Source organism: Streptomyces sp. NPDC057543 (assembly GCF_042801895.1).
Taxonomy (GTDB): domain Bacteria; phylum Actinomycetota; class Actinomycetes; order Streptomycetales; family Streptomycetaceae; genus Streptomyces.
Genome location: NZ_JBHVFF010000010.1, coordinates 25,815 through 52,193, shown reverse-complemented (window position 1 = coordinate 52,193; position 26,379 = coordinate 25,815). Strand labels below are relative to the sequence as shown.

The 26,379-nt window shown below is 70.0% G+C and carries 22 protein-coding genes; 16 read left to right on the top strand and 6 right to left on the bottom strand.

Going from position 1 to position 26,379, the window contains the following annotated elements:
* Positions 1 to 102 precede the first annotated feature (102 nt).
* The gene (locus ACFU8Q_RS03730) at positions 103 to 3,036 is read left to right on the top strand and encodes a SpoIIE family protein phosphatase (protein WP_384447299.1); all 2,934 of its coding nucleotides are present in this window, start codon (positions 103 to 105) and stop codon (positions 3,034 to 3,036) included.
* A gap of 468 nt (positions 3,037 to 3,504) precedes the next feature.
* Here the strand turns inward: ACFU8Q_RS03730 and ACFU8Q_RS03725 are convergent, their stop codons facing one another.
* Positions 3,505 to 4,536 carry an endonuclease/exonuclease/phosphatase family protein gene (locus ACFU8Q_RS03725; protein ID WP_384447297.1) on the bottom strand — a complete coding sequence of 344 codons (1,032 nt, stop codon included), beginning with the start codon at positions 4,534 to 4,536 and terminating at the stop codon, positions 3,505 to 3,507.
* A 423-nt stretch (positions 4,537 to 4,959) separates the two neighbouring features.
* Between ACFU8Q_RS03725 and ACFU8Q_RS03720 the strand changes: the two genes are divergently transcribed.
* From ACFU8Q_RS03720 to ACFU8Q_RS03710, 3 genes are all read left to right on the top strand, one after another.
* Positions 4,960 to 6,990 (top strand): right-handed parallel beta-helix repeat-containing protein, encoded by a 2,031-nt coding sequence (locus ACFU8Q_RS03720; RefSeq protein WP_384447296.1) that lies wholly within the window; start codon positions 4,960 to 4,962, stop codon positions 6,988 to 6,990.
* A gap of 144 nt (positions 6,991 to 7,134) precedes the next feature.
* Positions 7,135 to 7,332 carry a hypothetical protein gene (locus tag ACFU8Q_RS03715; protein ID WP_384447294.1) on the top strand — a complete coding sequence of 66 codons (198 nt, stop codon included), beginning with the start codon at positions 7,135 to 7,137 and terminating at the stop codon, positions 7,330 to 7,332.
* A 941-nt stretch (positions 7,333 to 8,273) separates the two neighbouring features.
* The gene (locus ACFU8Q_RS03710) at positions 8,274 to 9,095 is read left to right on the top strand and encodes a serine hydrolase domain-containing protein (RefSeq protein WP_384447293.1); all 822 of its coding nucleotides are present in this window, start codon (positions 8,274 to 8,276) and stop codon (positions 9,093 to 9,095) included.
* A 6-nt stretch (positions 9,096 to 9,101) separates the two neighbouring features.
* On the opposite strand, the gene ACFU8Q_RS03705 is transcribed toward ACFU8Q_RS03710, so the two are convergent.
* Positions 9,102 to 9,539 (bottom strand): ATP-binding protein, encoded by a 438-nt coding sequence (locus ACFU8Q_RS03705; RefSeq protein WP_384447291.1) that lies wholly within the window; start codon positions 9,537 to 9,539, stop codon positions 9,102 to 9,104.
* Between the two features lie 87 nt (positions 9,540 to 9,626).
* On the opposite strand from ACFU8Q_RS03705, the gene ACFU8Q_RS03700 reads away from it, so the two are divergent.
* The 3 genes from ACFU8Q_RS03700 to ACFU8Q_RS03690 all read left to right on the top strand — a co-directional run bounded on the left by ACFU8Q_RS03700 (position 9,627) and on the right by ACFU8Q_RS03690 (position 11,430).
* Positions 9,627 to 10,475, top strand: coding sequence for a helix-turn-helix transcriptional regulator (locus ACFU8Q_RS03700; RefSeq protein ID WP_384447289.1), 849 nt, complete (start codon positions 9,627 to 9,629; stop codon positions 10,473 to 10,475).
* Complete coding sequence (locus ACFU8Q_RS03695; RefSeq protein WP_384447288.1) at positions 10,435 to 10,701, top strand: DUF397 domain-containing protein; 267 nt, start codon at positions 10,435 to 10,437, stop codon at positions 10,699 to 10,701. The genes ACFU8Q_RS03700 and ACFU8Q_RS03695 overlap by 41 nt, the downstream gene beginning before the upstream one ends.
* 138 nt (positions 10,702 to 10,839) lie before the next feature.
* Positions 10,840 to 11,430 (top strand): GNAT family N-acetyltransferase, encoded by a 591-nt coding sequence (locus ACFU8Q_RS03690; RefSeq protein WP_384447286.1) that lies wholly within the window; start codon positions 10,840 to 10,842, stop codon positions 11,428 to 11,430.
* 160 nt (positions 11,431 to 11,590) lie between these two features.
* Here ACFU8Q_RS03690 and ACFU8Q_RS03685 read toward each other — a convergent pair whose 3' ends face one another.
* Together ACFU8Q_RS03685 and ACFU8Q_RS03680 are read right to left on the bottom strand one after the other, a co-directional pair.
* Positions 11,591 to 12,235, bottom strand: coding sequence for a dihydrofolate reductase family protein (locus ACFU8Q_RS03685; protein WP_384447285.1), 645 nt, complete (start codon positions 12,233 to 12,235; stop codon positions 11,591 to 11,593).
* Positions 12,236 to 12,342: 107 nt separating this feature from the next.
* On the bottom strand, positions 12,343 to 12,999 hold the full coding sequence (locus ACFU8Q_RS03680) for a pirin family protein (protein ID WP_384447283.1): 657 nt from the start codon (positions 12,997 to 12,999) through the stop codon (positions 12,343 to 12,345).
* Between the two features lie 145 nt (positions 13,000 to 13,144).
* On the opposite strand from ACFU8Q_RS03680, the gene ACFU8Q_RS03675 reads away from it, so the two are divergent.
* The 5 genes from ACFU8Q_RS03675 to fabF all read left to right on the top strand — a co-directional run bounded on the left by ACFU8Q_RS03675 (position 13,145) and on the right by fabF (position 18,015).
* Positions 13,145 to 14,344: a CdaR family transcriptional regulator gene (locus ACFU8Q_RS03675; RefSeq protein ID WP_266746052.1), complete on the top strand. Its 1,200-nt coding sequence runs from the start codon at positions 13,145 to 13,147 to the stop codon at positions 14,342 to 14,344.
* A gap of 89 nt (positions 14,345 to 14,433) precedes the next feature.
* Positions 14,434 to 15,348: an ACP S-malonyltransferase gene (locus ACFU8Q_RS03670; protein ID WP_384447281.1), complete on the top strand. Its 915-nt coding sequence runs from the start codon at positions 14,434 to 14,436 to the stop codon at positions 15,346 to 15,348.
* Between the two features lie 13 nt (positions 15,349 to 15,361).
* Positions 15,362 to 16,363 (top strand): ketoacyl-ACP synthase III, encoded by a 1,002-nt coding sequence (locus ACFU8Q_RS03665; protein WP_384447280.1) that lies wholly within the window; start codon positions 15,362 to 15,364, stop codon positions 16,361 to 16,363.
* A 63-nt stretch (positions 16,364 to 16,426) separates the two neighbouring features.
* Positions 16,427 to 16,675, top strand: coding sequence for an acyl carrier protein (locus tag ACFU8Q_RS03660; RefSeq protein WP_014045780.1), 249 nt, complete (start codon positions 16,427 to 16,429; stop codon positions 16,673 to 16,675).
* Between the two features lie 77 nt (positions 16,676 to 16,752).
* Positions 16,753 to 18,015 carry a beta-ketoacyl-ACP synthase II gene (gene fabF / locus ACFU8Q_RS03655; RefSeq protein WP_384447278.1) on the top strand — a complete coding sequence of 421 codons (1,263 nt, stop codon included), beginning with the start codon at positions 16,753 to 16,755 and terminating at the stop codon, positions 18,013 to 18,015.
* Positions 18,016 to 18,148: 133 nt separating this feature from the next.
* On the opposite strand, the gene ACFU8Q_RS03650 is transcribed toward fabF, so the two are convergent.
* A complete protein-coding gene (locus ACFU8Q_RS03650) occupies positions 18,149 to 18,643 on the bottom strand; it encodes a DUF3145 domain-containing protein (protein ID WP_383761081.1) in 495 nt (164 codons plus the stop codon).
* A gap of 350 nt (positions 18,644 to 18,993) precedes the next feature.
* On the opposite strand from ACFU8Q_RS03650, the gene ACFU8Q_RS03645 reads away from it, so the two are divergent.
* Together ACFU8Q_RS03645 and ACFU8Q_RS03640 are read left to right on the top strand one after the other, a co-directional pair.
* The gene (locus ACFU8Q_RS03645; protein WP_384447276.1) at positions 18,994 to 19,911 is read left to right on the top strand and encodes an SGNH/GDSL hydrolase family protein; all 918 of its coding nucleotides are present in this window, start codon (positions 18,994 to 18,996) and stop codon (positions 19,909 to 19,911) included.
* Between the two features lie 11 nt (positions 19,912 to 19,922).
* Entirely contained in the window at positions 19,923 to 20,921 is a 999-nt protein-coding gene (locus ACFU8Q_RS03640) for an aldose epimerase family protein (RefSeq protein WP_384447275.1), read from the top strand.
* An 81-nt stretch (positions 20,922 to 21,002) separates the two neighbouring features.
* On the opposite strand, the gene ACFU8Q_RS03635 is transcribed toward ACFU8Q_RS03640, so the two are convergent.
* A complete protein-coding gene (locus tag ACFU8Q_RS03635) occupies positions 21,003 to 23,507 on the bottom strand; it encodes a beta-glucosidase (RefSeq protein WP_384447273.1) in 2,505 nt (834 codons plus the stop codon).
* Positions 23,508 to 23,658: 151 nt separating this feature from the next.
* Between ACFU8Q_RS03635 and ACFU8Q_RS03630 the strand changes: the two genes are divergently transcribed.
* Both ACFU8Q_RS03630 and ACFU8Q_RS03625 read left to right on the top strand, forming a co-directional pair.
* Positions 23,659 to 24,255 carry a TetR/AcrR family transcriptional regulator gene (locus ACFU8Q_RS03630; protein WP_384447271.1) on the top strand — a complete coding sequence of 199 codons (597 nt, stop codon included), beginning with the start codon at positions 23,659 to 23,661 and terminating at the stop codon, positions 24,253 to 24,255.
* Positions 24,256 to 24,374: 119 nt separating this feature from the next.
* On the top strand, positions 24,375 to 26,333 hold the full coding sequence (locus tag ACFU8Q_RS03625; RefSeq protein ID WP_384447269.1) for a flavin monoamine oxidase family protein: 1,959 nt from the start codon (positions 24,375 to 24,377) through the stop codon (positions 26,331 to 26,333).
* Positions 26,334 to 26,379: the final 46 nt, after the last annotated feature.

Sequence of the window (26,379 nt, the reverse complement as noted above, 5' to 3'; positions counted from 1 at the left end):
ACGGGGAGTACGCAGGCCACGCGGAGCCCCCGGGGCACTCGCGGGCCGGGGCCTCGGCTTCGGGGGCGTCCGGGCGCCGCCACCGAGCGTAAAATTTGCGGTGTGAATCCGCGACTGACTTTGCTCAGTACGGTGGCTTCTGGCGCTCCGGAAAGCGAAGTCCTCCGGCTGGCGCTCCATCAGGCCGTGGGTGAGCTGTGCGCTCTGGGTGGAACGATCCATCTCTGTGGTCCCACGTCCGCGTTGTGCCTGGCGTCGGCGGTCGGTCTGCCACCCGCCCTCACCCGCTCTTGGGAGATCATCGACCAGGAGAGCCCGCTGGCCCCGGCCCGTGCCCTGCGCCAGGGCACTGCCGTATGGCTGCCGCTGCCGCCCACCGAAGCCGCCGGGCCCGGCACGGGCCTGGCCGCCCTGCCGGTGTCCGGAGGGGGCCGCATCATGGGCACCCTAACCGTTCTGACAAGCGACCGGAGCGAGCCCACCCCGGAGCAGTGGGACTTCCTCCGGGCCGTAGTCACCTGGGCCGAAGAGCGCATGGCCCAGGCTCCGAGGCTGTCCGGATCCGCGCCGACGGAGTCCGACGGTGAGCAGCCCCGGCAGGACGTGCCAGGCCTCAGGGTCGGCTGGTGGGACTGGAACCTCCAGACCGACGAGCTGATCTGGGACGCGGCGGTCATGGAGTTCTACGGCAGCAGACCGGCTGATTTCACCGGAAAGATCCAGGACTGGATGCACATTCTCCACCCCGACGACCTGGCACCGACGCTGGCGGAGGCACAGCGGGCGATCCGCGACCACTCGGTGTACGAGGCCGAGTACCGCGTACGGCGCCTGGACGGCACGTACGGCTGGTCGCGGGCCCGCGGTATGCCGACGTACGACGACAGTGGCCAGCCGCTCCGGATGGTCGGCGTGAGATGGGAGAGCAGCGAGTCGCCCTCCGCTCGGGACGCGCTCAGCCGGGCCCTTCGCCAGATGAGCGACGGTTTCCTGGCGGTGGACGCCGAATGGCGCATCATCTTCACCAACCTGGAAGCGGAACATGCGCTGGGTTTCTCGCAGGAGGAACTCTTCGGGCGTGTGCTGTGGGACCTGCCCGCCGCACGACAGATCAAGGGCCTGGAGCGCCGCTGCCAGATGGCCGCCGCCGAGGAGAAGCCCACCAGCTTTGATGTGCGCATGCCGGACACAGGGTGTCGTTACCGGCTGCGGCTGGTCCCGGGGCCCGTAGGCTGCGCCCTCTACCTGACGGACGTCACCGAGAAACTGCGTATGCAGGAGGAGCACAGGGCGGCCGAGCGTGCCGCGTCCGAGCGAGCGGCCCAGATCACGGAGCTGACCGCGGCGCTCGCCAAGGCGACGACCTCACGGGACGTGGTGGACGCGGTCGCGCGGTGGGTGCTGCCGCCGTTCGACGCCGTCGGACTCATGGTGCAGGCCATCGAAGGAAACCGGCTCCTCAATGTCGGGTCCGTCGGCTACGCGGACGACTTCCTCGACCTCGTGAACGACCGAGCCGCAGCGGGCACCAGCCCGTCCTGGGGTGTGATCTCGTCCGGAGCACCGGCGTTCCTGTCCTCGCCGCAGGAGTACGTCGCGTACTCGCCCGACCACGCCGACCTGCCCGGCATCGCCAACAAGCAGGCGTGGGCGTTCCTGCCGCTGACGGCGTCCGGTCGCACGTTCGGGGTGTGCGTCGTGTCCTTCGACCGTCCGCGTCGGCTCACCGACGACGAGCGTTCGCTGCTGACCACGATCAGCGCCCTCGTCGCACAGGCCCTGGAGCGGGCCCGGCTCTACGACGCCGAGCGTAGCCGGTCCCGCGAACTCCAGCGCAGTCTGCTTCCCACCGGCCTGCCCGACCTGTCCTCATGCGTGGCCGCCGCCCGTTACCTCCCCGCCGGGCAGGGCATGGACGTGGGCGGCGACTGGTATGACGTCATCCCGCTCTCCAGCGGCCAGGTCGCCCTCGTTGTCGGCGACGTCATGGGCCACGGCCTGCCCGAGGCGGCCGCTATGGGCCGTCTGCGCACGGCCGTCCACACCCTGGCCGACCTCGAACTGCCCCCCGATGAAATCATGGGGCACCTCAACGACATCGTCGGCGACATGGGCGAGGAGTCGTACGTGACCTGCTTGTACGCGCTCTACGACTCCACCACCCAGGTCTGCTCCATCACCGACGCCGGGCACCCGCCCCCGGCCCTGGTGCATCCCGATGGCAGCGTGCGGTTCCCGGAACTGGGCGCCGACCCGCCCCTCGGTGCGGCCGAGCCGCCGTTCGAAACGGTCGAGCTGACGGTGCCCGAAGGCACCCTGATCGTGCTCTACACCGACGGCCTCGTGGAGTCGGCGAAACGTGACATCGACGAGGGCATGGCGGACCTGGCCCGGCTCCTGCGCACCGCCCGCGAGGACGGCAGCGACGCGGATCTGGAGCGCCTCTGCGACACTCTGACGGTTGGCCTGCTCCCCGCCGAGCACCAAGCGGCCGACGACGCGGCGCTCCTCGTCGCCCGCCTCCACGCCCTGAACGCCGACAGGATGGCCTCCTGGCCGCTGACCGAGGACCCGAAGGCGGCGAGCCTGGCCCGCAGCCATGTACGCGAGCAACTCTCCGCCTGGGGCCTGGACGACCTGACATACACCACGGAACTGCTGGCCAGCGAACTGGTGGGCAACGTCGTACGCCACGCCAAGGGCCCGGTCGGCCTGCGTCTGCTGCACGGCGCCGAGCTGACCTGCGAGGTCTTCGACGGCAGCCTCACGATGCCCCGTATACGCCGTGCCGCGGACACGGACGAAGGCGGCCGCGGGCTGCAGTTGATCACGGCGCTCTCGCAACGCTGGGGCAGCCGCTACACGGCGAAAGGGAAGTGCATCTGGACCGAGCAGGCCCTGCACGGCCCGGACGTCCGCGGGAACCAGTCGTCCGATGCCCTGGAGCTGATGTTCCTGAGCAGAGACGGATTCGACAGAACAGGCGGATTCGACGTGGACCCGAACGCGCCCTCCTTCGGGGAGGGGGAGCGGTAAGGGCTGCTTCACGGCCGCTTCCAGGGCTGATTCGGGGCTCGGGGGCGCGTCCGGGGGAGCCCTTACAAGTCCGGGACCTGCACCGAACGTTGCCACGACAAGCAGCCGCTGGCCCGGACGGGCTGCAGCACCTCCTGTCCCGCGAGTCGCCGGCAGGCCGACGAGGTCCGCGACGACCTGCACTCCCACGTCGCCGAGCACCTCGGCGCGGACAACCAGTCCGGCTGGAGTACTAGCCGTGACCGGCAATGTTTGCCCCATGAAGAGCGTCGTCCGGTGCGTGCGATCGCAAGGCGGCCGGGAGCCCTTGTAGCGGAGCTACCAGGGCTTTTGGCCAACGCGGAAGGGGGTCCCCCCTGGCCCTCAAGGCCTTGGGGGAGTGCGTGCTGGGCGGCGCGACGGGGCAAAGCTTGCCGGGAGGGGCACTAGTTGTCACATACGCGGGCTTGTTGTCACCGAGACCGTCCTTCAGCCCCATGTGATCCGGGCGGCGACCGGCAGGTGGTCGCTGCCGGTGGCGGGCAAGGTGCGGATGTGGCCGACGGTCGCCGAGCGGGCCATGACCTGGTCGATCCGGGCCAGCGGGAAGACGGCGGGGAAGCTGAAGGCGAAGCCCCGTTCCGCCACGTTCATCCGTGAGGTCAGCGGGGCCATCCCACGGTCATCGACCGTGCTGTTGAGGTCGCCCAGCAGGATCACCGTTTCCAGCTTCTCGGCGGCGATGGCCTTGCCCAGCAGGGCGGCGCTTTCGTCGCGCCAGGAGGATGCGAGGCCGCTCGCCCCGACGCGGACCGAGGGCAGGTGTGCGACGTACGCCGCGATCTCGCCATGCGGCGCGTGGACCACGGTCCGCAGCCCGCGACTCCAGGCCTCCGCGATCCCCTGGGGTTTTATGTTCAACAGCCGGGCATCGGTGAGCGGATGCTTCGACCAGAGCCCGACGGTGCCCTGGACTGCGTGGTACGGGTAGTCGGGGGCGAGGGTTTTCTCGTAGACCGACAGCGCCGGGGGCACCAGCTCCTCCAGCGCGATGAGATCGGGCTCGGCGTCAGCCAGGGCGCGGGCCGTGCCCGCCGGGTCGGTGTTCTCGTCGCTGACGTTGTGCTGCACCACGACCAGATCGTGCGCGCCGGCCTCCGCCCCGGGCAGGAGCAGCCCGCCGAAGAGGTACGTCCAGGCCGCCACTGGCAGGAGCAGGGCCACCATCGCGGTGGCCGAACGGCGCAGCAGCGTCAGGGCGAGCAGCACCACGACCACCAGGCCGAGCCAAGGCAGGAAGGCTTCCAGCAGACTGCCCAGGCGGCCCACGGAGTTGGGGACGGCCCGGTGGAACGCCAGCAGCCCGGCCGTCAGCACCGCAAACGCGGCGAGGACCCGCTCCCGCGTCCAGGCCGGCCGGCCCCTCGCGTCCCCCTCCCACCGCCCCGCCCGGCGCCGCGCCCACCGGGGCGCTACTGCCTTCACCGTCGACGTCGCACCGCTGTCCGCCCGCTCCACCATGGCTTCCCATCCGCTCGGCCTCACCCCCCAGGACGAGCCATCAGGTGAATCAGTTTCTGTTTTCCCCAAGCGCGTGCCGCGTCCTCCGCCCACGCGGAGAAGACGAGCGCACCCCTCCCCCGCCGCACCGGCGTCACTTCGGCGGCAGCCAGTTCGACCGCTCTCGTTGGTGACAACCAGCGCGCTTCGGCACAGCTCCGAACCGCCGCCGGAGCGTGATGGTTCAGGGGCCAGGGCGCGCTCTGCGGCGGGGTGTTGCGGCGGCCCCCGTCGCCACTTTGGGCACGCGGGTGACGCTGCGGGCGCCACCATAAGCCTCCATTGACGGGTTGTCAGATAATGCTACCATCCGCTCGATTACGCTCTGTGATATTCCGATCACGGAGAGCCTTCGGCCAGTGACCTTAGGAGGCCTGAGCTGAGATGAAGAACCGACCGTGCCTAGCCACCCTCCTGGCGGGGTGTCTCATCACACTGACCGCGATGGTCGGGGCCGCGTCCCCGGCAATCGCAGCGACCGTCATCTCTGTCGCGACGGACGGGACCGACACGCCGGGGTGTGGTTCAGTCGCCGCGCCCTGTGCGTCGATCCCGTTCGCGTACAACGAAGCAGCCCCGGGCGACACCATCAGGGTCGAGGCCGGCACCTATGTGATGACCACCCCCCTGGTCATCCGGAAGGCCAACCTGCATTTCCAGGGGGCCAAGACGGGCGTGGACGCCCGCACCCGCACGCCCGGCGAGCCCGGTGAGACGGTGATCACGACCAACCTGAACACCCCGATCGAAGAGGACATGTGGGTCGCACAGGCCGACGGGGTGTCGATCGACGGCTTCACCTTCACCAGCAACGGCGATGGAGCAGGGGTATCCACCAGCGAATCCTTCAGTGGTTACCTCGTCGAGAACAACATCTTCAGCAACAACCTCAAGGGATTCGCCCCGTCGTCCAACGGTGCGATCCCCTCGGTGTTCCGGCAGAACTTCTTCTTCGACAACAACAATGCCCGGATCCACCCCGGTACGCAGGGCAACGGCGTCTTCACGTTCCGGCCGCTGTCCAACGCGCGCTTCGAGGACAACAAGTTCCAGGACAACGGGAACTCGGCGATCAACATCTCCGGAGGGGAGGTAGCCGGCGGGACGCACAACATCACCATCGCCGACAACGAGATGCCCGGTGAGTTCCCCGTCGTACTCGTCGCGGTCTCGGACGCAGTCATCACGCGGAACAGCATGATCGGCGGCTTCAGCGGTGTTCAGGTGTCCGGCGCCTGCCACGACATCCGGATCACGCACAACACGATCACGGACAAGACCCACGGCGCAATCCTGCTCTTCACCGGGTTCGCGCAGGTGACGAACACCGGCATCACCGTGGCGGACAACACCATCGAGCGGACCGCGACGACCCCCGGCCGCTACGGCGTGGAAATCTCCCGAACCAGCGACCTCACGGTACGCAACAACATCATCACCGACACCGGCCAGGACGCCATCGGCTTCACCCTGCGCGGCCAGACCGTACCCAGCTCCGACACCACGATCACGCAGAACACCATCACCGGTTCGGGCGGCTCCGGCATCGTCGTCACGGCCGACTCCTACACCGGACCGATGACGGTCCACTACAACCGGATCGTCGACAGCGGCTCCGGGCACGGTCTGGTCGACGACGCGGCCGACGCACGCATCGACGCCCGGCTGAACTGGTGGGGCTGCAACGACATGCCGAACGGTGCAGGTTGCGATCACCTGTCCGGCACCGTTGCCACGGAGATCGACTTCAGCCCCTGGCTGGTCCTGTCGATCCACTCCGTGCCTGCCGACATCGCGGCCGGACAGCAGGCCCAGATCACCGCCGGCCTGCAGAACGATTCCAACGGCGGTACCCCGCCCGGTCCGTTCTTCCGGCCGGTGCTGACCACATTCACCACCGACCCCGGCATGGTGACGCCCAACCCGGTGCTCACGAACGCGTTGCTGCACGCCAACACGGCCTGGCCTGCAGGCCAACCCCGCCCCGAGCAGATCTGCGCCACGGTGGACAACCAGGAGGTCTGCCTGAACTTCGAGGCCGCGAAGACCGGCTCGATCACTGTGAAGGCCATCAAGGTCAAGACCAAGGTCGGCGTCAAGGACGTCAAAGTGACGGTCCTCGACGCCACGGGCCATGTCGCGGGCACCTGCGCCACCGACCGCGCCGGCACCTGCGACATCGAGGGACTGCAGCCGGGCAGCTTCCGCGTCTGTCTCATCAATCTCCCCCGCGGCTTCGCCCAGCCCAAGAAGCCCTGCACCAGCCTGGTGACCGTCGTCGCGAACGAGGAGACCCCGGTCGTCATCACCCTCAAGAAGCTTGAGTCCAAGCCGAAGCCCAAGCCGAGGCCCGAGCACCACCACAAGCCCAAGCCGAAGCCCCAGCAGCAGTGCCACACGCGGGGGTGCAAGTGATCTAGCCTCGCCCTTTCGTAACGGTCTGCCGACCCCGTCGGCAGACCGCTTTACGTTTCGTGCCCGGTGGCGGGCGGTTCGGCTGTCCGTCCCCCGACCTTGCGGGCCGTCGGCTCGCCGGAGATGCCCGATACGCCCGTACGCATGCAAAGCCTGGCGTTGATCGACACCTGGCTGATCGCGTACGAGGAGGGCGCGGTCGAGCTCGACGAGCCGGCCGGACTGCTGAGATGGGCAAGCTGGTCCGGTCCGAGACCGGCGTTGCTGCTACTCGGGACGCAGCATTTCGGACAGCGATCGAAGGTGTTGCGGATTACCCAGATCTACTGGCCGGAACCCTGATTCGGGCCAGTAGGCGCGTCCGCCGATCCACGGCACCCCGTCCAGAGCCACTACTCCCAGCAGCAGGGGCAGGCGAGCCGCGCGCTGAAGCCCACGGACGCGCCACCACACAGCCCGACGAACATCCACCTCCGGGCGAACGGTCGGCGCCTCCAGCCCGCGATAGGCAGCCTGGCTCACCGCAGCATCCGCCATGGCCGCGAACCTCAGAGAGTCCGCATGGGCGTCCATGTGCACTTCCCCTCCCTCATCCATCAGCAGTACCCGGGGTTCACCGCCGAAGGAATCGCACACGTCGCAAGCTCGAAGCCGCCCCCACCAGCGAACTCAGTGCCCCTCACCAAAGGCAGCCGACAGCGGAAGCGCCTGCCCCGGCTGCTCACATTTCCGTTATTGCCGTGACTATCCAGAAGGAACCCACCAGGACAGCCCCCGCACCCACCACCCGAAATGTCATCGCAGTCGCATTCCCCCTCGGGAGGAAATCCGCAAAGAATTCGAAAATCCTTTCGGCTACGTTTCGGAAATTCGCAAGAAGAATGACCCCCATTGCAATTATGACCAAGCCCACCGAAAGGGCAATCACGAGATCACCTTCTCACTCATCGCTGTCCAGCGGAACCGCGTGCCGATTTGGCACCTGGAGTTCTCGCCCTTGTGGTCGGAGTAGGTGGCCGGTTGTTGCTGCCGCATTGGTAGGCATTGTGCTGGACCCGGTCGTCGACGACCAGTAGCGGGTCCACGGAAATGAACCGGCCGAGTGTCAGGTCGTACTCACGGACGCCCAGATGTGTCAGCCCGGTCGGGCCGGTCGTTCTGTCCACGAACCCGTGCCTCCCGGCAGGTACGCCGTCGTGATGCCGTCGGCGTTGCGGGCCAGGATCCGGTTGCCATTTCGCCCGGACGGTGGCTCGACAGCCCCGCCCGTTACGCTCGTATGCATGCAGAGCCTGGCGATGATCGACAACTGGCCCGTCCCCACCGCGGCTGCGGCCGTCGTACGAGCGGACGGCACGGTCGTCGGTACGCACGGCCCGACCGCGCACCGCTTCCCGCTCGCCTCCATCACCAAGCCGATCGCGGCCTACGCGGCGCTCGTGGCGTACGAGGAAGGCGCGGTCGAGCTCGACGAACCGGCCGGGCCCGAGGGCTCCACCGTCCGGCATCTGCTCGCGCACACCAGTGGCCTCGCCTTCGACGAGCACCGGACGACGGCCGCACCCGGTACCCGGCGGCTCTACTCCAACGCGGGCTTCGAGGTCCTCGGCGACCACATAGCCAAGGCCACCGACATCCCGTTCCCGGAGTACGTGCGCCAGGCGGTGCTGGAGCCGCTGGGCATGACGGCGACGGCGGTGGACGGCTCGCCAGCCAAGGACGGCGTCTCGACCGTCGACGACCTCATACGGTTCACGGCGGAGGCGCAGGCGCCCCGGCTGCTCCACCCGCGTACGGTGCTGGCCGCGCAGACCGTCGTACACCCCGGCCTGAAGGGCGTGCTGCCCGGCTACGGCCACCAGAACCCCAACGACTGGGGGCTCGGCTTCGAGATCCGGGACCACAAGTCACCGCACTGGACGGGCAGTTCCTCGTCCCCGGCGACCTTCGGGCACTTCGGGCAGTCGGGGACGTTCCTGTGGATCGACCCGGTCGCGGGGGCGGCCTGCGTCGCTCTCACCGACCGGGCCTTCGGACCGTGGGCGGTCGAGGTGTGGCCGGTGTTCACGGACGCGGTGCTCGCGGAGCTCCGTTCCAGCCGCTGAAAGACGTCACCCGTCGGCCGCTTTCGTGGCCAGGCACTCGAACCACACCGTCTTGCCACGGCCGTCGCGGCGCGGTTCCGCGCCCCAGCGGTCGGTGACGGCGTCGACGAGCATCAGTCCTCTCCCGCCCTCGTCGAGCGCATCACCCATGACCGCGCAGGGAAGTTCCGGGGAGGCATCCGCCACCTCGACGCGCACACCCTCGGCCGGGAGCAGGAAGATGAGCGTCTGACAGCGGCGACCGGGGACGTGTCGTACGACATTGGCGATCAGTTCGGTGAGTGCCAACTCCGCCGCGTCGGCAACATCGAGGAGATCCCAGCCGGTGAGGTAGAGCCGCAGGATGCGGCGCAGATGCCGGGCCGAGTGCTCACCGATCGCGAAGTCGGCGTGGTAGGTCGCCTCCGGCGAGTCGACGGCCTGCGGATCAATTACGTGATTCATGTCACCAGAGTGCAGCGACGTGATTACGCTCGGCTACGTACGGAAACGAACGCCGCGAGGCGTTGAACGCCGGAGGTGCCCCCCGCCGTGGCCAACATCCAGACTCTCGATCCCAACGCTTCCCCGTTGGACTACTACGGCTGGGAGCTGCGCCGCCAGAGAGAGGCCAACAACCTCAAACAGGGGCAGCTCGGCGACATCATCTTCTGCACCGGCTCCCTGATCGGCCAGATCGAGACCACGAGGAAGCTACCCACCCGCGACTTCTCCGAGCGGGTGGACGCGGCACTCGGCACGGACGGCGTTTTCTCGCGCCTCGTCGGCCTGGTCCTGCGCAGCCAGCTGCCGACCTGGTTCCAGCCGTACGCGGACATGGAGGCCCGTGCGGCGTACATCTCCACGTACCAGGCGCAGTTGGTGTACGGGCTGTTGCAGACGGAGGAGTACGCGCGGGCGGTGCTCGCCACCGGTATGCCGGACGACGTCGACGGGCTGCTGGCGGCCCGGATGGAACGCCAGCGCATCCTGGAGCGGGAACGGCCACCGCTCGCCTGGGCCATTCTCGACGAGGTGGTGCTGCACCGTCCGATCGGTGGCCATGACGTCATGCGGAAGCAACTCCGGCGGTTGTTGGACTTCACCGACCAGCGCTGGATGCGGATCCAGGTGCTGCCCTTCACGGCCGGTCAACACGCAAGCCTGGACGGCGCGTTCAATCTCCTGCGCTTCGACGACGACCCCGACATCGTCTACACGGAGGACATCGTCTCCGGCCATATGACCGCCAATCCCGACACCCTCAGAGAGGCCGCACTCCGATACGCTCATTTACAGGCCGCCGCCCTCTCCGTCGAGGACTCCGCGGCCCTGATCACCCGCGTGATGGAGGAGCGTTATGGAGACCGGCCCCAACCTGAAGAACGCGCGGTGGCGTAAGTCGAGTTACAGCGGAAGCACCGGCGGCGACTGCGTCGAGTGCACCGTCACTGGCGGCGCCGCCTGGCGCAAGTCCAGCCACAGCGGAAGCACCGGCGGCGAATGCGTCGAGGTGGCCGACGGCCTCCCCTGCGCCGTCCCCGTCCGCGACAGCAAGAACCCGGACGGCCCCGTCCTGACCATCGGGGCCGACGCCTGGCAGAGCTTCGTGGACGGGCTTCGCTGACGTCACCGGAAGCCCTGCGCGACGGAGGGGACTCGGGACGACCATCCATGGTCCGTCCCGAGCCCCCTTCCCGTCCCCCGGGACAGGCGCCCCCGAAGCCATGCCCTCCGCCCCGGGGAACCGCTACCCTCCTCGGCCATGGCCGACATAGTCCGCGCCGCCGTCTCCGACGTCCCGGCGCTCGCTTCCGTACTCGCCAGCGCCTATGCCGAGGACCCCGTCTGGTCCTGGCTGATGCCGCACGACCGGGACCGGCGGCTGCGGCTGCTGTTCACCGCGCATCTGGCGCAGCAGGTTCCGGCGGGCCGGGTGTGGACCGATCCGGACCGCACGGTGGCGGCGGTGTGGGCGGAGCCCGGGAAGTGGAAGCTGCCGGTGAGCTATCTGCTGCGCAACGCGGGCACGCTGCTGCGGGCGGGACGGGCCCAACTCCCGCGTACCGGAATGCGGTTGCTGGCCCTTGAGCATCGCCACCCGGCCGAGCCCGCGCACTGGTACGTCGAGTACATCGGCACCCACGCGGACGCGCGCGGCACGGGGCGCGGATCGCAGGTGCTGGGCGGGCTGCTGGAGCAGGCGGACGCGGACGGGCGGCCGGTGTTCCTGGAGTCGAGCAACCGCCGCAATCTGACTTTCTACCGGCGGCACGGCTTCTCCGTGCGGGAGGAGATGACGTTCCGGGCAGGGCCGCCGATGTGGTCGATGTGGCGCCGGGACACGGACCAGTAGCTCTTCGCCGACGAGCGGGCCCGCCGCCCACGGGGGGTGCGGTGGTTGCGGACGAGCGCGGCGGCCCGCCCCTGTGTCCCGCCCGCAACCACGCGGTCATTCACCGTCATTCACCGAAGCGCCCTCGTGGGTCGCGTCGGCGTCCCCGAGCGGGCCCTCGTCACTTCCGCCAGAACAGGTGGTGCGTCACGCCGCTCGGGCTGGGCACCACCTCCAGGTGGTACCGGTCGAGCAACTCGTCGGGTGACTCCCAGAGCCGTACTCCGGATCCGAGCTTCACCGGCGAGACCGCCACATGCAGGGTGTCGACGAGGCCCGCGTCGAGGAACTGCCGGATGGTGGTGGCTCCGCCGCCGAGTCGGACGTCCTTGCCCTCGGCCGCCTCCCGCGCCTGCTGGAGGACCGTGGCCGGATCCCCGTCGACGAAGTGGAACGTGGTGTCGGACAGTGTGTACGAAGGACGTGTGTGGTGGGTCATGACGAACACCGGGGTGCGGAACGGGGGCTCGTCGCCCCACCAGCCGCGCCACTCGTGGTCGTTCCAGGGCCCGCGCTGGGGCCCGAACTTGTTGCGGCCCATGATTTCGGCGCCGATGTTGCGTGCGTAATCCCGCGTGAAGTAGTCGTCGAGGCCCCGGCTCCCCCCGGGGTCGGTGCGCATGGGCCAGCTCGCCGTGGCACCGGCCCAGGAGAACAGTCTCTCCGGATCGGCATGACCGAACGGACTCTCGAAGCTCTGGTCCTCACCGGCCCCGATTCCGTCACTGGAAACATTGAAGTTCTGGACTCTCAGTAGCTGAGCCACGTGTTCCTCCTGCGTCGTCGGTATCGGCGATCAGACTCTTCGGGCCGGCAAAACTCATCGCCGCCCCGCGACCGACCTGGATTCGGGCTGCCCGTGGTCCTGCCGGCTCAGGCTGACAGTTCCCAGATCAGCACCTCGGCCGCCTCGGCCGCCACCAGTTCCAGGCCCTGTTCCCCCGTGATCCGCGCCGCGTCGCCGGGTGCCAGTTCCTCGTCGCCGATCCGCACGCCGCCCGCCACGACATGGACGTACGCCCGCGCCGCGTCCGGCACCGCAGTGCGTTCCCCCGCGGCCAGTCTGCGTACGTGCAGCATCGCACCGGCCGCCGGGAGGTCGTACGGGGTGGAGTCGGCGATGCCGGGAACGATCGTGTACTCGGGCTCGCCACCCGGTTCGAGCGGGGCCAGCCACATCTGAAGGAACGTCAGCAGACCGTCGCCGTCGTTGCGCTCGACGTGACGGACGCCCGCGGCGGCACTGAGGTGCTGGAGGTCCCCGGCCCGTACGACCGTGACGTGACCGGTCGAATCGCGGTGGGTCAGCTCGCCCTCGACGACCCAGGTAACGATCTCCGTATGGCTGTGCGGGTGTTCGTCGAAGCCCGCGCCGGAGGCGAGCCGCTCCTCGTTGCAGGCCAGCATCGCGCCGAAGCGGAGGTTGTCCGGATCGTAGAAGGCACCGAACGAGAAGGCATGCAGGGACTCGATGCCGGCGGCCTCGTCCCCGCCCGTGAAGCGGTCGTCGCAGCGCTGAACGGATATCACCCGTCCACGGTAGCCCGGCGCGGGCCGCCCGGGACCGCCCTCGCGGGCCTGCGCCCCTCCTCGGCCCCCGTCCGCTACCCGGCGGTACGACCCGCGGCCGCCCCGGCCCTCCGTTCACGTGGTCCGATAAGGCAGTCTTGTGTTCGTGCCCCGACCCGATCCTGAGCAGCCCGCTGCGAACGCCGCCCACCTGCATGCCGCGACCCTGAAACGGCTGGAACAGTCCTCCGGCCGACTGGCCGCCAACGCGATCGCCCGCATGGACGAGACGCTGCCGTGGTACCGGGCGATGCCACCGGAGAACCGGTCCTGGATCGGCCTGGTGGCCCAGGCCGGAATCGCGGCGTTCACCGAATGGTTCCGGCATCCCGAGACCCCCCAGGCCATCTCCACCGATGTGTTCGGCACGGCTCCGCGTGAGTTGACCCGGGCGATCACGCTGCGGCAGACCGTCGAGATGGTGCGTACGACGATCGAGGTCATGGAGGCCGCGATCGAGGAGGTCGCCGCGCCCGGCGACGAGTCCGTACTGCGGGAGGCGCTGCTCGTCTACGCCCGGGAGATCGCCTTCGCCACCGCCCAGGTGTACGCGCAGGCCGCCGAGGCCCGGGGCGCCTGGGACGCCCGGCTGGAATCGCTCGTGGTGAACGCGGTGCTGTCCGGTGAGGCCGACGAGGGTGCCGTGTCACGCGCCGCGGCTCTCGGCTGGAACTCCCCCGAACACGTCTGCGTGGTGCTCGGTACGGCCCCGGACGGCGACAGCGAGCTGACCGTGGAGGCGATCCGACGGGCCGCCCGGCACGCGAAGCTCCAGGTACTGACCGGGGTGCTCGGCAACCGCCTCGTCGTCATCGCCGGCGGCAGCGACAACCCCCTTCAGGTCGCGAAGGCGCTGATCGGCCCGTACGCGGCAGGTCCCGTGGTCGCCGGGCCCGTGGTGCCCGACCTGTTGGCGGCCACCCGTTCCGCGCAGGCGGCGGCGGCCGGGCTCAAGGCGTGCAGCGCCTGGCAGGACGCCCCGCGGCCGGTGCTGGCCGACGATCTGCTGCCGGAGCGCGCGATGGCGGGTGACCCCGCCGCACGGGACCAATTGGTGGAGGAGATCTACAGACCGCTGGAAGAGGCGGGTTCCGCGCTCCTGGAGACGCTGAGCGTGTATCTGGAGCAGGCGAGCAGCCTGGAGGGCGCGGCCAGGATGCTCTTCGTCCACCCCAACACCGTGCGCTACCGGCTCCGACGTGTGACTGACGTCACCGGTTGGTCACCTTCCGATGTCCGCTCGGCGTTCACCCTGCGAATCGCCCTGATCCTGGGGCGCTTGGCCGCCAGAGATCCCCAGTCCTAGACTTTTGTCGGACATCAACAATTCCCCCTACGGTTCTTCGTCCCTGTCCCCACGGGTGTTCCGGACCGTTCACAAGAGAGAGTGTGAGGGTGCTCGTACTCGTCGCTCCCGGCCAAGGCGCTCAGACGCCCGGCTTCCTGACTCCCTGGCTCGACCTCCCCGGTGCCACCGACCGCGTCGCGGCCTGGTCCGACGCCATCGGGCTCGACCTCACCCACTACGGCACCGAGGCCGATGCGGAGGCGATCCGTGACACCGCGGTGGCGCAGCCGCTGCTGGTTGCCGCGGGTCTGCTGTCCGCCGCCGCGCTCGACGCGTCGCCCGACATCGTCGCAGGTCACAGCGTGGGCGAGATCACCGCAGCAGCCCTCGCCGGCGTCATCGGCGACGAGGCCGCGCTGCGTCTCGTACGTGCTCGTGGGCTCGCCATGGCCGATGCCGCCGCCATCACCGAGACCGGTATGGCGGCGTTGCTCGGCGGCGACCCGGAGGTGACGGTCGCTCATCTGGAGAAGCTCGGGCTGACCCCGGCGAACGTCAACGGGAGCGGCCAGATCGTCGCCGCGGGCACCGCCGCGCAGATCGTCGCGCTGACCGAGGACATGCCCGAGGGCGTACGCCGGGTGGTGCCCCTCAAGGTCGCCGGTGCCTTCCACACGCACCACATGGCGCCCGCCGTCGACCGGCTGCGCGAGGCCGCGATGGAGCTGAAGATCACCGACCCGGCCGTGACGTATGTCTCGAACGCCGACGGGCAGCCCGTCGCCCTCGGTGACGAGGTCATCTCCCGGCTGGTCGGCCAGGTGGCCAATCCGGTCCGCTGGGACCTGTGCATGGAGACCTTCAAGAAGATGGGTGTCACGGCGCTCATCGAGGTGTGCCCCGGTGGCACACTCACGGGTCTCGCCAAGCGCGCGCTGCCCGGTGTGCAGACTCTCGCGCTGAAGACACCCGACGACCTCGACGCGGCCCGCGCGCTCATCATCGAGCACGCGGGTGCCTAAGGAGCCCGAGAGCATGTCGAAGATCAAGCCCAGCCAGGGCGCCCCGTACGCACGGATCATGGGTGTCGGCGGCTACCGCCCGACCCGTGTCGTGCCGAACGAGGTGATCCTCGAAACGATCGACTCGTCCGACGAGTGGATCCGCTCGCGCTCCGGCATCGCCACCCGCCACTGGGCCTCCGACGAGGAGACCGTGGCCGCGATGTCCATCGAGGCGTCCGGAAAGGCCATCGCCGACGCCGGGATCACGCCCGAGCAGATCGGCGCCGTGATCGTCTCCACCGTCTCGCACTTCAAGCAGACCCCGGCCATCGCGACCGAGATCGCCCACAAGATCGGTGCGGGCAAGCCCGCCGCCTTCGACATCTCGGCCGGCTGCGCGGGCTTCGGCTACGGGCTCACCCTCGCCAAGGGCATGATCGTCGAGGGTTCCGCGGAGTACGTCCTCGTCATCGGCGTGGAGCGGCTCAGCGACCTCACCGACCTCACCGACCGGGCGACGGCCTTCCTGTTCGGTGACGGCGCCGGCGCGGTCATCGTCGGCCCGTCGAAGGTGCCGGCGATAGGACCGACGGTCTGGGGCTCCGAGGGCGACAAGTCCGAGACCATCAAGCAGACCGTGGCGTGGGACGAGTTCCACGCCGAGCGCCCGGAGAAGTTCCCGGCCATCACGCAGGAGGGCCAGGCGGTCTTCCGCTGGGCCGTCTTCGAGATGGCGAAGGTCGCCCAGCAGGCGCTGGACGCGGCCGGGATCGCCCCGGAAGACCTGGACGTCTTCATTCCGCACCAGGCCAACATGCGGATCATCGACTCGATGGTGAAGACCCTGAAGCTGCCGGAGAACGTCACGGTCGCCCGTGACGTGGAGACCACCGGCAACACCTCCGCCGCCTCGATTCCGCTCGCTATGGAGCGGCTCCTGGCGACCGGTCAGGCGAAGAGCGGCGACACCGCGCTCGTCATCGGCTTCGGGGCGGGTCTCGTCTACGCCGCGACGGTCGTTACCCTCCCCTAGGCACACCAGGCCTTTTGGCCCGGACGCCCGAACCCTGCAGATAAACACCGAAGGAGCGCCAACATGGCCGCCACTCAGGAAGAGATCGTCACCGGTCTCGCCGAGATCGTCAACGAGATCGCCGGTATCCCGGTCGAGGACGTCCAGCTGGACAAGTCCTTCACCGACGACCTGGACGTCGACTCGCTGTCCATGGTCGAGGTCGTCGTCGCCGCCGAGGAGCGCTTCGACGTCAAGATCCCCGACGAGGACGTCAAGAACCTCAAGACGGTCGGCGACGCCGCCGACTACATCCTCAAGCACCAGGGCTGATCAGCCCGGCTCCTGTGTCGCCACCCGGCGGTGGCGCCGCTGATTCACGACCCTCTACACGTGGAGAAGATTTTCCAGTGAACTCGACCAATCGCACCGTGGTCGTCACCGGTATCGGCGCAACCACTCCGCTGGGTGGCGACTCGGCGTCGACCTGGGAAGGTCTGATGGCCGGCCGGTCCGGCGTCAAGCCTCTCGAGGGCGAACGTTTCGCCGAACTGCCCGTCCGGATCGCCGCGCTCGCGGCCGTCGACCCGGGCGACGTCCTGCCCCGCCCGCTCGCCCGCAAGCTGGACCGCTCGGCGCAGTTCGCGCTGATCGCGGCCCGTGAGGCGTGGGCGGACGCAGGCTTCACCGGCAAGGCCGGTGAGGACGAGAAGATCCAGCCCGAGCGGCTCGGCTCGGTCATCGCCTCCGGTATCGGCGGCGTGATCACCCTGCTCGACCAGTACGACGTGCTCAAGGAGAAGGGCGTACGCCGCGTCTCCCCGCACACCGTGCCCATGCTCATGCCCAACGGCCCGGCCGCCAACGTCGGCCTGGAGGTCAACGCCCAGGCCGGTGTGCACACTCCGGTCTCCGCCTGCGCCTCGGGCGCCGAGGCGATCGGGTACGCCGTCGAGATGATCCGCACCGGCCGTGCCGATGTGGTCCTCGCCGGCGGCACCGAGGCGGCGATCCACCCGCTGCCGATCGCGGCGTTCGCCAACATGATGGCGATGTCGAAGAGCAACGACGAGCCGGAGAAGGCCTCCCGTCCGTACGACACCGGCCGTGACGGCTTCGTACTCGGCGAGGGCGCCGGAGTCGTCGTCCTGGAGTCCGCGGAGCACGCTGCCGCGCGCGGCGCCAAGGTCTACTGCGAGGTGCTGGGTCAGGGGCTGTCCGCGGACGCCCACCACATCGCGCAGCCCGAGCCGACCGGCCGTGGCATCGCCGCCGCGATGCAGAACCTGCTGGACCAGACGGACCTCAAGCCGTCCGAGGTCGTCCACCTCAACGCGCATGCCACGTCGACGCCGCAGGGCGACGTCGCGGAGCTGAAGGCCCTGCGCAAGGTGCTGGGCGACGACCTCGACCACGTCGCGATCTCCGCGACGAAGTCGATGACCGGTCACCTGCTGGGTGGTGCGGGCGGCATCGAGACCGTCGCGACGGTCCTGGCGCTGCACCACCGGATGGCGCCGCCGACCATCAACATCGACAACCTCGACGAGGCGGTCGAGGCGGACATCGTGCGCGATGAGCCGCGGCCGCTGCCGGAGGGTCCGATCGCCGCGATCAACAACTCGTTCGGGTTCGGCGGGCACAACGTGGTCCTCGCGTTCCGCAGCGTCTGACCTGCGGTCCGCGGGCCCGGTACATCGAAACCCGTCTCCCCAGCTGGGGGGACGGGTTTCGTCCGTTGCACGGGGCGTTCCGGGGGCTCTGCCCCCGGACCCCCGCGCCTCAAACGACGTCGAGGCTGGTTTTTCACACCACCTGGTGCAGCCACCGCACCGGCGCACCCTCGCCCGCGTGACGGAAGGGTTCCAGTTCGTCGTCCCACGGCTTGCCGAGCAGCTTGGCGATCTCGGCCTCCAGATCGGTCTCGCCCCGCACCGACCGTGCCAGCGCCGCACGCAGCCGGTCCTCCGGCACCAGGATGTCGCCGTGCATGCCGGTGACGGCGTGGAAGATGCCCAGCCGGGGCGTGGAGCTGTAGCGCTCGCCCTCGGACGTGGGGCTCGGCTCCGCCGTCACCTCGAAGCGCAGCAGATCCCAACCGCGCAGCGCGGAGGCCAGCTTCGACGCCGTGCCGGGGCGGGCCTGCCAGGAGAACTCGGAGCGCCAGGTGCCGGGCGCGGCCGGCTGTCTGATCCAGTCGAGCTGGACCCGCACACCGAGGACACCGGCCACCGCCCATTCGACATGGGGGCAGAGCGCGCGCGGTGCGGAGTGAACGTACAGAACTCCACGTGTCGTCACCGGGACCTCCAGTGTGGGACGAAGTTCGCCTTCCCCAGCGGCCTCGCGCCCGTACCGTCTCTTCTCAGCCGGCCCCCGAGGTTGTCGTCAGTAAACAGCATCGGGGTGAATCTCCTGAAATGGGACAGTACGTGACGTGATGTGATTTACGGAAAGCCACCCGAGTGGAGCCGGGCGAGGCAGGACGCCGCTGGTTCGACGAGGAAAAGCTACCGCGCGGCGGCGGTCGAGGTGTGGCGTACGGTCGGTCCTGGGCACATCATTCGCTCAGCTTTCACCCTGTGGGGCACCCGGGCCTGCCGCCTGGTGCAGCGAGGGGTTGCCGGGGGCATAACCGAGGGGACCAAGGGATGCAGAATCGTTCCGCCCGTCACCGTTCGCGTACCGCTGCCGCTGTCCTGACTGCGGTCTCGTTGCTCGGCGCCGCCGCTCTGACCGGCTGCGACGCCGATGGGAACAGAACAACGAAGGGGGCGGCGGCCGAGCAGCGGAAGCCGTCCGCCAGGCCAGGACCGATCTGGGACCGCAGTCCGGGGTCGGTGGCCGCCGTCGGTGATTCCATCACCCGCGGTTTCGACGCGTGTTCGGTGCTGGCGGACTGTCCGGAGGCGTCCTGGGCGACCGGCACGGACCGGGAGGTGCGCAGCCTCGCCGTGCGGCTGCTCGGTGAGCCGGGGGCCGCCGCGCGCAGTTGGAACCACGCCGAGACGGGGGCCAGGATCGCGCAACTGCCGGAGCAGATGGCGCTGGCCGCGAAGGAGAAGCCGGATCTCGTGACGGTGCTGATCGGCGCCAATGACGCCTGCCGGGACTCGGTGCGGCTGATGACGCCGGTGGCGGATTTCCGGGCGTCGTTCGAGGCTTCGATGCGTCAGTTGCGCGCCGGGGCACCGAAGGCGCAGGTGTACGTGTCGAGCGTGCCCGATCTCAAGCGGCTCTGGTCGACGGGGCGCGGCAACGCGCTGGGCAAGCAGATCTGGAAGCTGGGGATCTGTCAGTCGATGCTGGGGGACGCGGACGACATGGGGGCGCCCGCCGCGGCCCGGCGCGCCTCGGTGCAGGAGCGGGTCGTGGCGTACAACGAGGTGCTGCGGGACGTCTGCGCGAAGGACCGGCGCTGCCGTTACGACGGCGGGGCGGTCTTCGACTACGCGTTCACCGGCGAGCAGCTCAGCCAGTGGGACTGGTTCCACCCGGGGCGCAACGGCCAGGCGAGGCTGGCGGAGATCGCATACCGCAATGTCACTTCGGCCAGGCCCCCGGCGTAGGCTTTGTGATCATGGACACAGGTTCGAGCGCGGTGATACGTGCGGAAGAGTTCGGCACCCTCACGGACGGCACCGTCGTGCACCGCTGGACGCTGGAGCGGGACGGTACGCGGGTGCGCGTCCTGACGTACGGCGGCATCGTGCAGTCGGTCGAGGTGCCCGGCCGGGACGGAGCGCGGGCGGGTGTCGTGCTCGGGCTGCCGGACCTCGCCGGGTACAAAACGTTCACCGGCCCGTATTTCGGCGCGCTCGTCGGGCGGTACGCGAACCGGATCGGCGGGGCCTGTTTCGAGCTGGACGGGCTTACGCACCGGGTGACGCGGAACGAGGGGCGCAACCATGTGCACGGTGGGGCCCGGGGCTTCGACAAGCGCGTGTGGGAGGCGCGGGAGGTGGCGGACGGTGTCCGGCTGTCCCTGGTCTCCGAGGACGGCGAGGAGGGCTTCCCAGGGCGTCTGACGGTGTCGGCGACGTACACGCTGGACGAGGGCGGGGCGCTGCGGATCGCGTACCGGGCGACGACGGACGCCCCGACGGTGGTCAACCTGACCAACCACACGTACTGGAACCTCGCGGGCGCCGACAGCGGCAGCGCCCTCGGGCAGCTGCTGCGGATCGCGGCCGGGCGGATCACCCCGGCGGACGCCGAGTCCCTGCCGACGGGCGAGTTCCTGCCGGTGGACGGGACCAGGTTCGACTTCCGTGAGCCGCAGCCGGTCGGCCCGGACTACGACCACAACTTCGTGCTGGACGATGCGGGGGCGGGTCCGGTGGCCGAGCTGTACGACGCGGGGTCGGGGCGCGTCCTGACCGTCAGCACGACGGAGCCGGGGATGCAGCTGTACACGGCGGACCACTTCGACGGACGCCCCTTCGGGCCGTGCGGCGGGATCGCACTGGAGACGCAGCACTTCCCGGACTCCCCGAACCGGCCGGAGTTCCCGAGCACGGTGCTGCGGCCGGGCGAGGAGTACGTCTCGTCGACGGTGTACGGATTCTCGGTGCGCTGACGCCGTCACCACGGCACGGGGAGAGCCCCGGAGCGGGGTACAGATACCGCTCCGGGGCTCTTCCGCGTGGGGAGGGGTCGCTTACTCGGCGATGTCCATGGCCTTGATGTCCACGGTCTTGATGTCCAGGGCCGTCGTCAGGCGTACGTCGCCGAGCGAGCGGGCCGCCTGCACCTCGTACGTGCCGGGGACGGGGGTCCAGTCGTACGCCGCCTCGTCCCAGATCTCGTACGCACGCCGCTCCAGCGCGATCACCGCCTCGACGCTCTCGCCCGGTGCCGCCTCGACCCGTGCGAAGCCGGCCAGCCAGCGGACGGGGCGTTCGGCGGTGTCGTCCCGGGGCGCGAGGTAGAGCTGGACGGTCTCGGCGCCGGGGCGGGTGCCGGTGTTGCGGAGGCGGACGGTGGCGCTGTCCGGGCCGGCGGTCAGGGTCTCGTACTCCCAGGTGGTGTATCCGAGTCCGTGGCCGAAGGGGTACGCGGGCGCGGTGCCCGCCTTCTCCCAGGCGCGGTAGCCGACGAAGACGCCCTCGTCGTAGGAGAGTTCGCCGTCGGTGGGGGTGGTGTTCGAGACCGGGACGTCGGCGAGCGCGGCCGGCCAGGTGGTCGGGAGACGGCCGCCCGGTTCCTCGGCGCCGAGCAGGACGTCGGCCAGGGCGTGGCCGGCCTCCTGGCCGGGGAACCAGCTGAGCAGGACCGCGGCGACCTCGTCGCGCCACGGGAGCTCCACCGGGGAGCCGGAGTTGACGATCACGACCGTGTTCGGGTTGGCGGCGGCGACGGCCCTGACGAGGTCGTCCTGGTGGCCCGGGAGCTTCAGGTCGGTGCGGTCGAAGCCCTCGGACTCGACGCGTTCGGTGGTGCCGACGACGACGATCGCGGTGTCCGCGGTGCGGGCCGACTCGACGGCCTCGGCGATCAGTTCCCCGGGGTCGCGGCGCGGGCCGAGGTGGCAGAAGGAGAACGAGACGCCCGGGATCGCCGCGTCGTCGCCCAGGGTGTCGGGAATCTGCCGCAGCGAGACCTCGACGGGTTCGCCCGCGGTGAGGGCGATCCGGCCACGCTCCAGGGGGTTGCCGAAGAACGCCTCGCCGGGGTCGGCGGAGCCGGTGACCCGGTGGACGTCGTCGTACAGGGTCTCGCCCGCGACGGTGAGGGTGAGCGCTCCGGTGCCGCGGGTGCCGAAGATGTGCTCGCCGCTGTCGCGCGGGACGAAGGTGCCGGTGATCTCGACGCTGTGCAGCGCCTCGCGGGTGACGCCGTCGGGGAAGTCGGCGCCGATCCACTGGACGGTTCCGCTGTGCAGCGGAACCGAGCCGATGACGGTGCCGGAGGCGTCCTGGCAGACGGCCCTGAGTTCGAAGCCCTTCTCGGCGGGGGTGAGGTCGTCGTTCGGGTCGGCGCCGACGCGGTAGTCGACGGCGCCCTCGGGGAGGGCGGCGGTGAGGCCGTCCAGGGGCGAGACGATGTGGTGCGGGAAGACCTGGGCGGAGCCGCCGCCGAGGACCCGGGCATCCCGGGCGAGCGCCCCGCTGAGCGCGACCTTGCGCACGGCGGCGGGGTCGACGGGGAGCGCGGCACGTTCGTTGCGTACGAGGACGAAGGAGCGGCGGGCGACCTCGCGGGCCAGTGCGTCGCCGTCGATCGTCTCCGGGTACGCGGTCTCGTCCACGACGGGCGGGGCGCCGTCCAGGACGCCGACGCGGGCGGCCAGCCGCAGCACGTTGCGTACGGCGCCGTCGACGACGGACTCCTCGACGTCACCGGCGCGCACGGCGTCGGCGAGCGCCTTCCCGTACACCGTTCTGGGGCCCGGCATGGCGACGTCGAGGCCGCCCTCCACGGCGGCGACGGTGGAGCGTGCGGCCAGCCAGTCGGAGACGACGTAGCCGTCGAAGCCCCATTCGCCGCGCAGCACCGCGTTCTGCAGATAGCGGTGTTCGGTCATGGTGGAGCCGTTGACCCGGTTGTAGGCGGCCATGATGCCCCACGGGTGGGCATTCCTGACGATCCGTTCGAACGGGGCGAGGTAGATCTCGCGCAGGGTGCGGGGGGCGACGATGTTGTCGACGGTGAAGCGGTCGGTCTCGGCGTCGTTGGCGACGAAGTGCTTGACGGTCGTGCCGACGCCGCCGTCCTGCACGCCCCGCACATAGCCGGTGCCGATCTCACCGGTGAGATACGGGTCCTCGCTGTACGCCTCGAAGTGGCGCCCGCCGAGCGGGGACCGGTGGAGGTTCACGGTCGGGGCGAGAAGGACGTGCACCCCCTTGCGACGGGCTTCCTGGGCCAGCAGCCGGCCGGCACGGCGGGCCAGGACCGGGTCCCACGTCGCGGCGAGCGCGGTGGGCGAGGGCAGGGCGACGGAGGGGTCGTCGGCGCTCCAGGCGACCCCGCGGACGCCGATCGGCCCGTCGGACATCACCAGGGAGCCCAGCCCGACGGCGGGGAGTGCGGGCAGCGACCACATGTCCTGGCCGGCCAGCAGCCGCGCCTTGTCGTCGAGGCCGAGTGCGGCCAGCGCCGCGTCGACCGCGGCCTCGCGGGCCGCATCGGGGTTGTTGGTGGGTGTGGACGCGCCTGCCACGGCCGTACCTCCTCGTCGGTGTCCTGCACGGAATCGTCTCCATACTGACCCCCGTACCGGTAGAGCAGTAGGCTTCGTTATCATCTCGTGATTTTGGATGGCGTACGGTCCTCGGTGCGGGACCGATGAAGCACCGAAAGGGGCCGGGGCGATGGTGCGGGCCAGAAGCACGGAGCGGCGGGCGGAGATTCTGCGCGCCACACTCGAAGTGATCGCCGAGCGCGGCTATCGCGGCGCCTCGCTGAGCGCCGTCGCCGAGCGGGTCGGCCTCAGTCAGCAGGGGCTCCTGCACTACTTCCCGACCAAGGAGGCGCTGCTCGTCGCCGTACTGGAGGATCGCGACCGGTGGGACACCGGCGGCGGCCCCCGGAGCGACGGCACCTGGCGGACCGACCTGCTGGGCTCGCTCGTCGAGTACAACGCGATGCGCCCCGGCATCGTCCAGACGTTCTCGGCACTGCTCGGCGAGAGCGTGACGGAGGGTCATCCCGCTCGCGAGTTCTTCACCCGCCGCTACGTCCAGGTCCGCGCGAGCATGGTGGCGACGTTGCGCGCGGAGTACGGCGAGCGGCTGCCGGGCGGCCTGACTCCGGAGCGCGCGGCGCCGCTGCTGGTCGCGATCATGGACGGGCTCCAGTACCAGTGGCTCCTCGACCCGGACTCGGTGGACATGCCCGCTGCGTTCCAGGATTTCCTGGCGCTGTTGCGGTCGGCGGAACCGGAAGCTCCGGAGAACCCCCGATCATGACATGACCTGCTGCGACGTCACTACTACAAGATCGACGGGCCCCACCTGCGGGTGATTTCCAGGCGGTCTACGCGCGTCCGGGCCAAGGGCACCCTACCGGGCGCCCCAAGGTGGGCCGCATGACTCCCAAGCCCACCGGAGCCTCCTCCGGCCTGCCCTCCCGGCGCACCCTGATCACGGGCGCCGCCGCCGGTGCCGCCGCGCTCGCCACGACCGCCGTCGGCTCCGCGAACGCCGCCGCGCCCCACGCCGTCGGCGCAGCCGCCGCGTCCGGCACCGCGCTCGCCCCCACGGCCGCCCCCGGCTCGGACTGGAACGCCTGCCTGACCATCGCCCGCGCCATCCTCGTACGCGACGAACAGGACCAGCCGCTGGTTCCCACGTACCGCGACATCCTGCTCTCCAAGGGCCTGCCGCGCAGCCGCAAGGCCCCCAAGAAGGTGCTGGTCGTCGGCGCGGGCCCGGCCGGGCTCACCGCCGCCCATCTGCTCCGCGGCGCCGGGCACACCGTCACCGTGATCGAGGCCAACGGCAACCGCGTCGGCGGCCGGATCAAGACCTTCCGCACGGGCGGCCACGAGCACGCGAAGGCGCCGTTCGCCGACCCGAAGCAGTACGCCGAGGCCGGCGCCATGCGGATCCCCGACAGCCACCCGCTCGTCACCGGGCTCATCGACAGCTTCGACCTGAAGCGCCGCCGCTTCTACCTGGTCGACGTCGACGCCGAGGGCCGGCCGGTCAACCACACCTGGATCCAGGTCAACGGCGTCCGGATGCGCAAGGCCGACTACGCGGCGAAGCCGCAGGCGGTCAACCGCTCGTTCGGCGTCCCCGCCGAGTTCGAGAACAAGACCGCCGCGACGATCGTGCGGGAGGCCTTCGCGCCCGTGCGGCAGGAGTTCGAGGGCAAGGAGGGCCGGGAGCTCGTCGAGGGCTGGGCGCGGGTCATCCAGCGGTACGGGCACTGGTCGATGTTCCGCTTCCTGACCGAGGCGGCCAAGCTCGACGAGCGCACCATCGACCTCATCGGCACGGTCGAGAACCTCACCTCGCGGCTCCATCTCGCCTTTGTGCACAGCTTCATCGGGGCCTCTCTGATCAGCCCGGACACCGCGTTCTTCGAACTGCCGGACGGCACGGCCACCCTGGCCGACGCCATGTACAAGCGGGTCCGGGACCTCGTGCGGCTGGACCGCCGGGCCACCAGGATCAGTTACGGGGCGAACAGCGTCCGGGTCGAGACGATCTCCGAGGGCCGCGACGGCAAGCCGCTGGTGCGCGAGACGTTCACCGGCGACCGGGCGATCATCACCGTGCCGTTCTCCGGGCTGCGCCACATCCCCGTCGCCCCCCTGCTCTCGTACGGCAAGCGGCGCGCGATCACCGAGATCCACTACGACGCGGCGACCAAGGTACTGCTCGAATTCAGCCGCCGCTGGTGGGAGTTCGAGGAGAAGGACTGGAAGACCGAGCTGGACCGCATCAAGCCCGGCCTGTACGACGCCTACCGGCTGGGCAAGGCCCCGGCCGACGGTTCGCTGCTCGGCGCCCACCCGTCCGTACCGCCCGGTCACCTGCCGCCCAACCAGCGGGTGCACTACGCGGCGTACCGGGCCACCGCGCGCAACCAGCCCGAGGCGGCGCATGTCATCGGCGGCGGATCGGTCACCGACAACCCCAACCGCTTCATGTTCCAGCCGTCCCACCCGGTCGAGGGCAGCCCGGGCGGCGTGGTCCTCGCCTCGTACAGCTGGGCCGACGACGCGCTGAAGTGGGACTCGCTGGACGACGACGAGCGCTATCCGCACGCCCTGGGCGGGGTGCAGGACGTGTACGGGCAGCGAGTCGAGGTCTTCTACACGGGCGTCGGCGCCACCCAGTCGTGGATGCGTGACCCGTACGCGTACGGCGAGGCGTCGGTGCTGCTGCCGGGCCAGCACACCGAGTTGTTCGCCGACGTGCGCTCGGTGGAGGGGCCGTTGCACTTCGCCGGCTGCCACACCTCGATCAAGCCGGCCTGGATCGAGGGTGCCCTGGAGTCGGCCGTCAGGTCCGCGCTGGAGGTGCACACCAGCTGACCGGTGTCCGGCGGGCGTCGCTCGGCGGGCCCGGCCCGGGGGACGC

Coding starts and splice junctions, on each gene's coding strand:
- ACFU8Q_RS03725 (WP_384447297.1), bottom strand. CDS start 4,536: ATGGTGGAGCGGGCGGACAGCGGTGCGACGTCGACGGTGAAGGCAGTA.
- ACFU8Q_RS03720 (WP_384447296.1), top strand. CDS start 4,960: ATGAAGAACCGACCGTGCCTAGCCACCCTCCTGGCGGGGTGTCTCATC.
- ACFU8Q_RS03715 (WP_384447294.1), top strand. CDS start 7,135: ATGCAAAGCCTGGCGTTGATCGACACCTGGCTGATCGCGTACGAGGAG.
- ACFU8Q_RS03710 (WP_384447293.1), top strand. CDS start 8,274: ATGCAGAGCCTGGCGATGATCGACAACTGGCCCGTCCCCACCGCGGCT.
- ACFU8Q_RS03705 (WP_384447291.1), bottom strand. CDS start 9,539: ATGAATCACGTAATTGATCCGCAGGCCGTCGACTCGCCGGAGGCGACC.
- ACFU8Q_RS03695 (WP_384447288.1), top strand. CDS start 10,435: ATGGAGACCGGCCCCAACCTGAAGAACGCGCGGTGGCGTAAGTCGAGT.
- ACFU8Q_RS03690 (WP_384447286.1), top strand. CDS start 10,840: ATGGCCGACATAGTCCGCGCCGCCGTCTCCGACGTCCCGGCGCTCGCT.
- ACFU8Q_RS03665 (WP_384447280.1), top strand. CDS start 15,362: ATGTCGAAGATCAAGCCCAGCCAGGGCGCCCCGTACGCACGGATCATG.
- ACFU8Q_RS03660 (WP_014045780.1), top strand. CDS start 16,427: ATGGCCGCCACTCAGGAAGAGATCGTCACCGGTCTCGCCGAGATCGTC.
- ACFU8Q_RS03645 (WP_384447276.1), top strand. CDS start 18,994: ATGCAGAATCGTTCCGCCCGTCACCGTTCGCGTACCGCTGCCGCTGTC.
- ACFU8Q_RS03640 (WP_384447275.1), top strand. CDS start 19,923: ATGGACACAGGTTCGAGCGCGGTGATACGTGCGGAAGAGTTCGGCACC.
- ACFU8Q_RS03630 (WP_384447271.1), top strand. CDS start 23,659: ATGGTGCGGGCCAGAAGCACGGAGCGGCGGGCGGAGATTCTGCGCGCC.
- ACFU8Q_RS03625 (WP_384447269.1), top strand. CDS start 24,375: ATGACTCCCAAGCCCACCGGAGCCTCCTCCGGCCTGCCCTCCCGGCGC.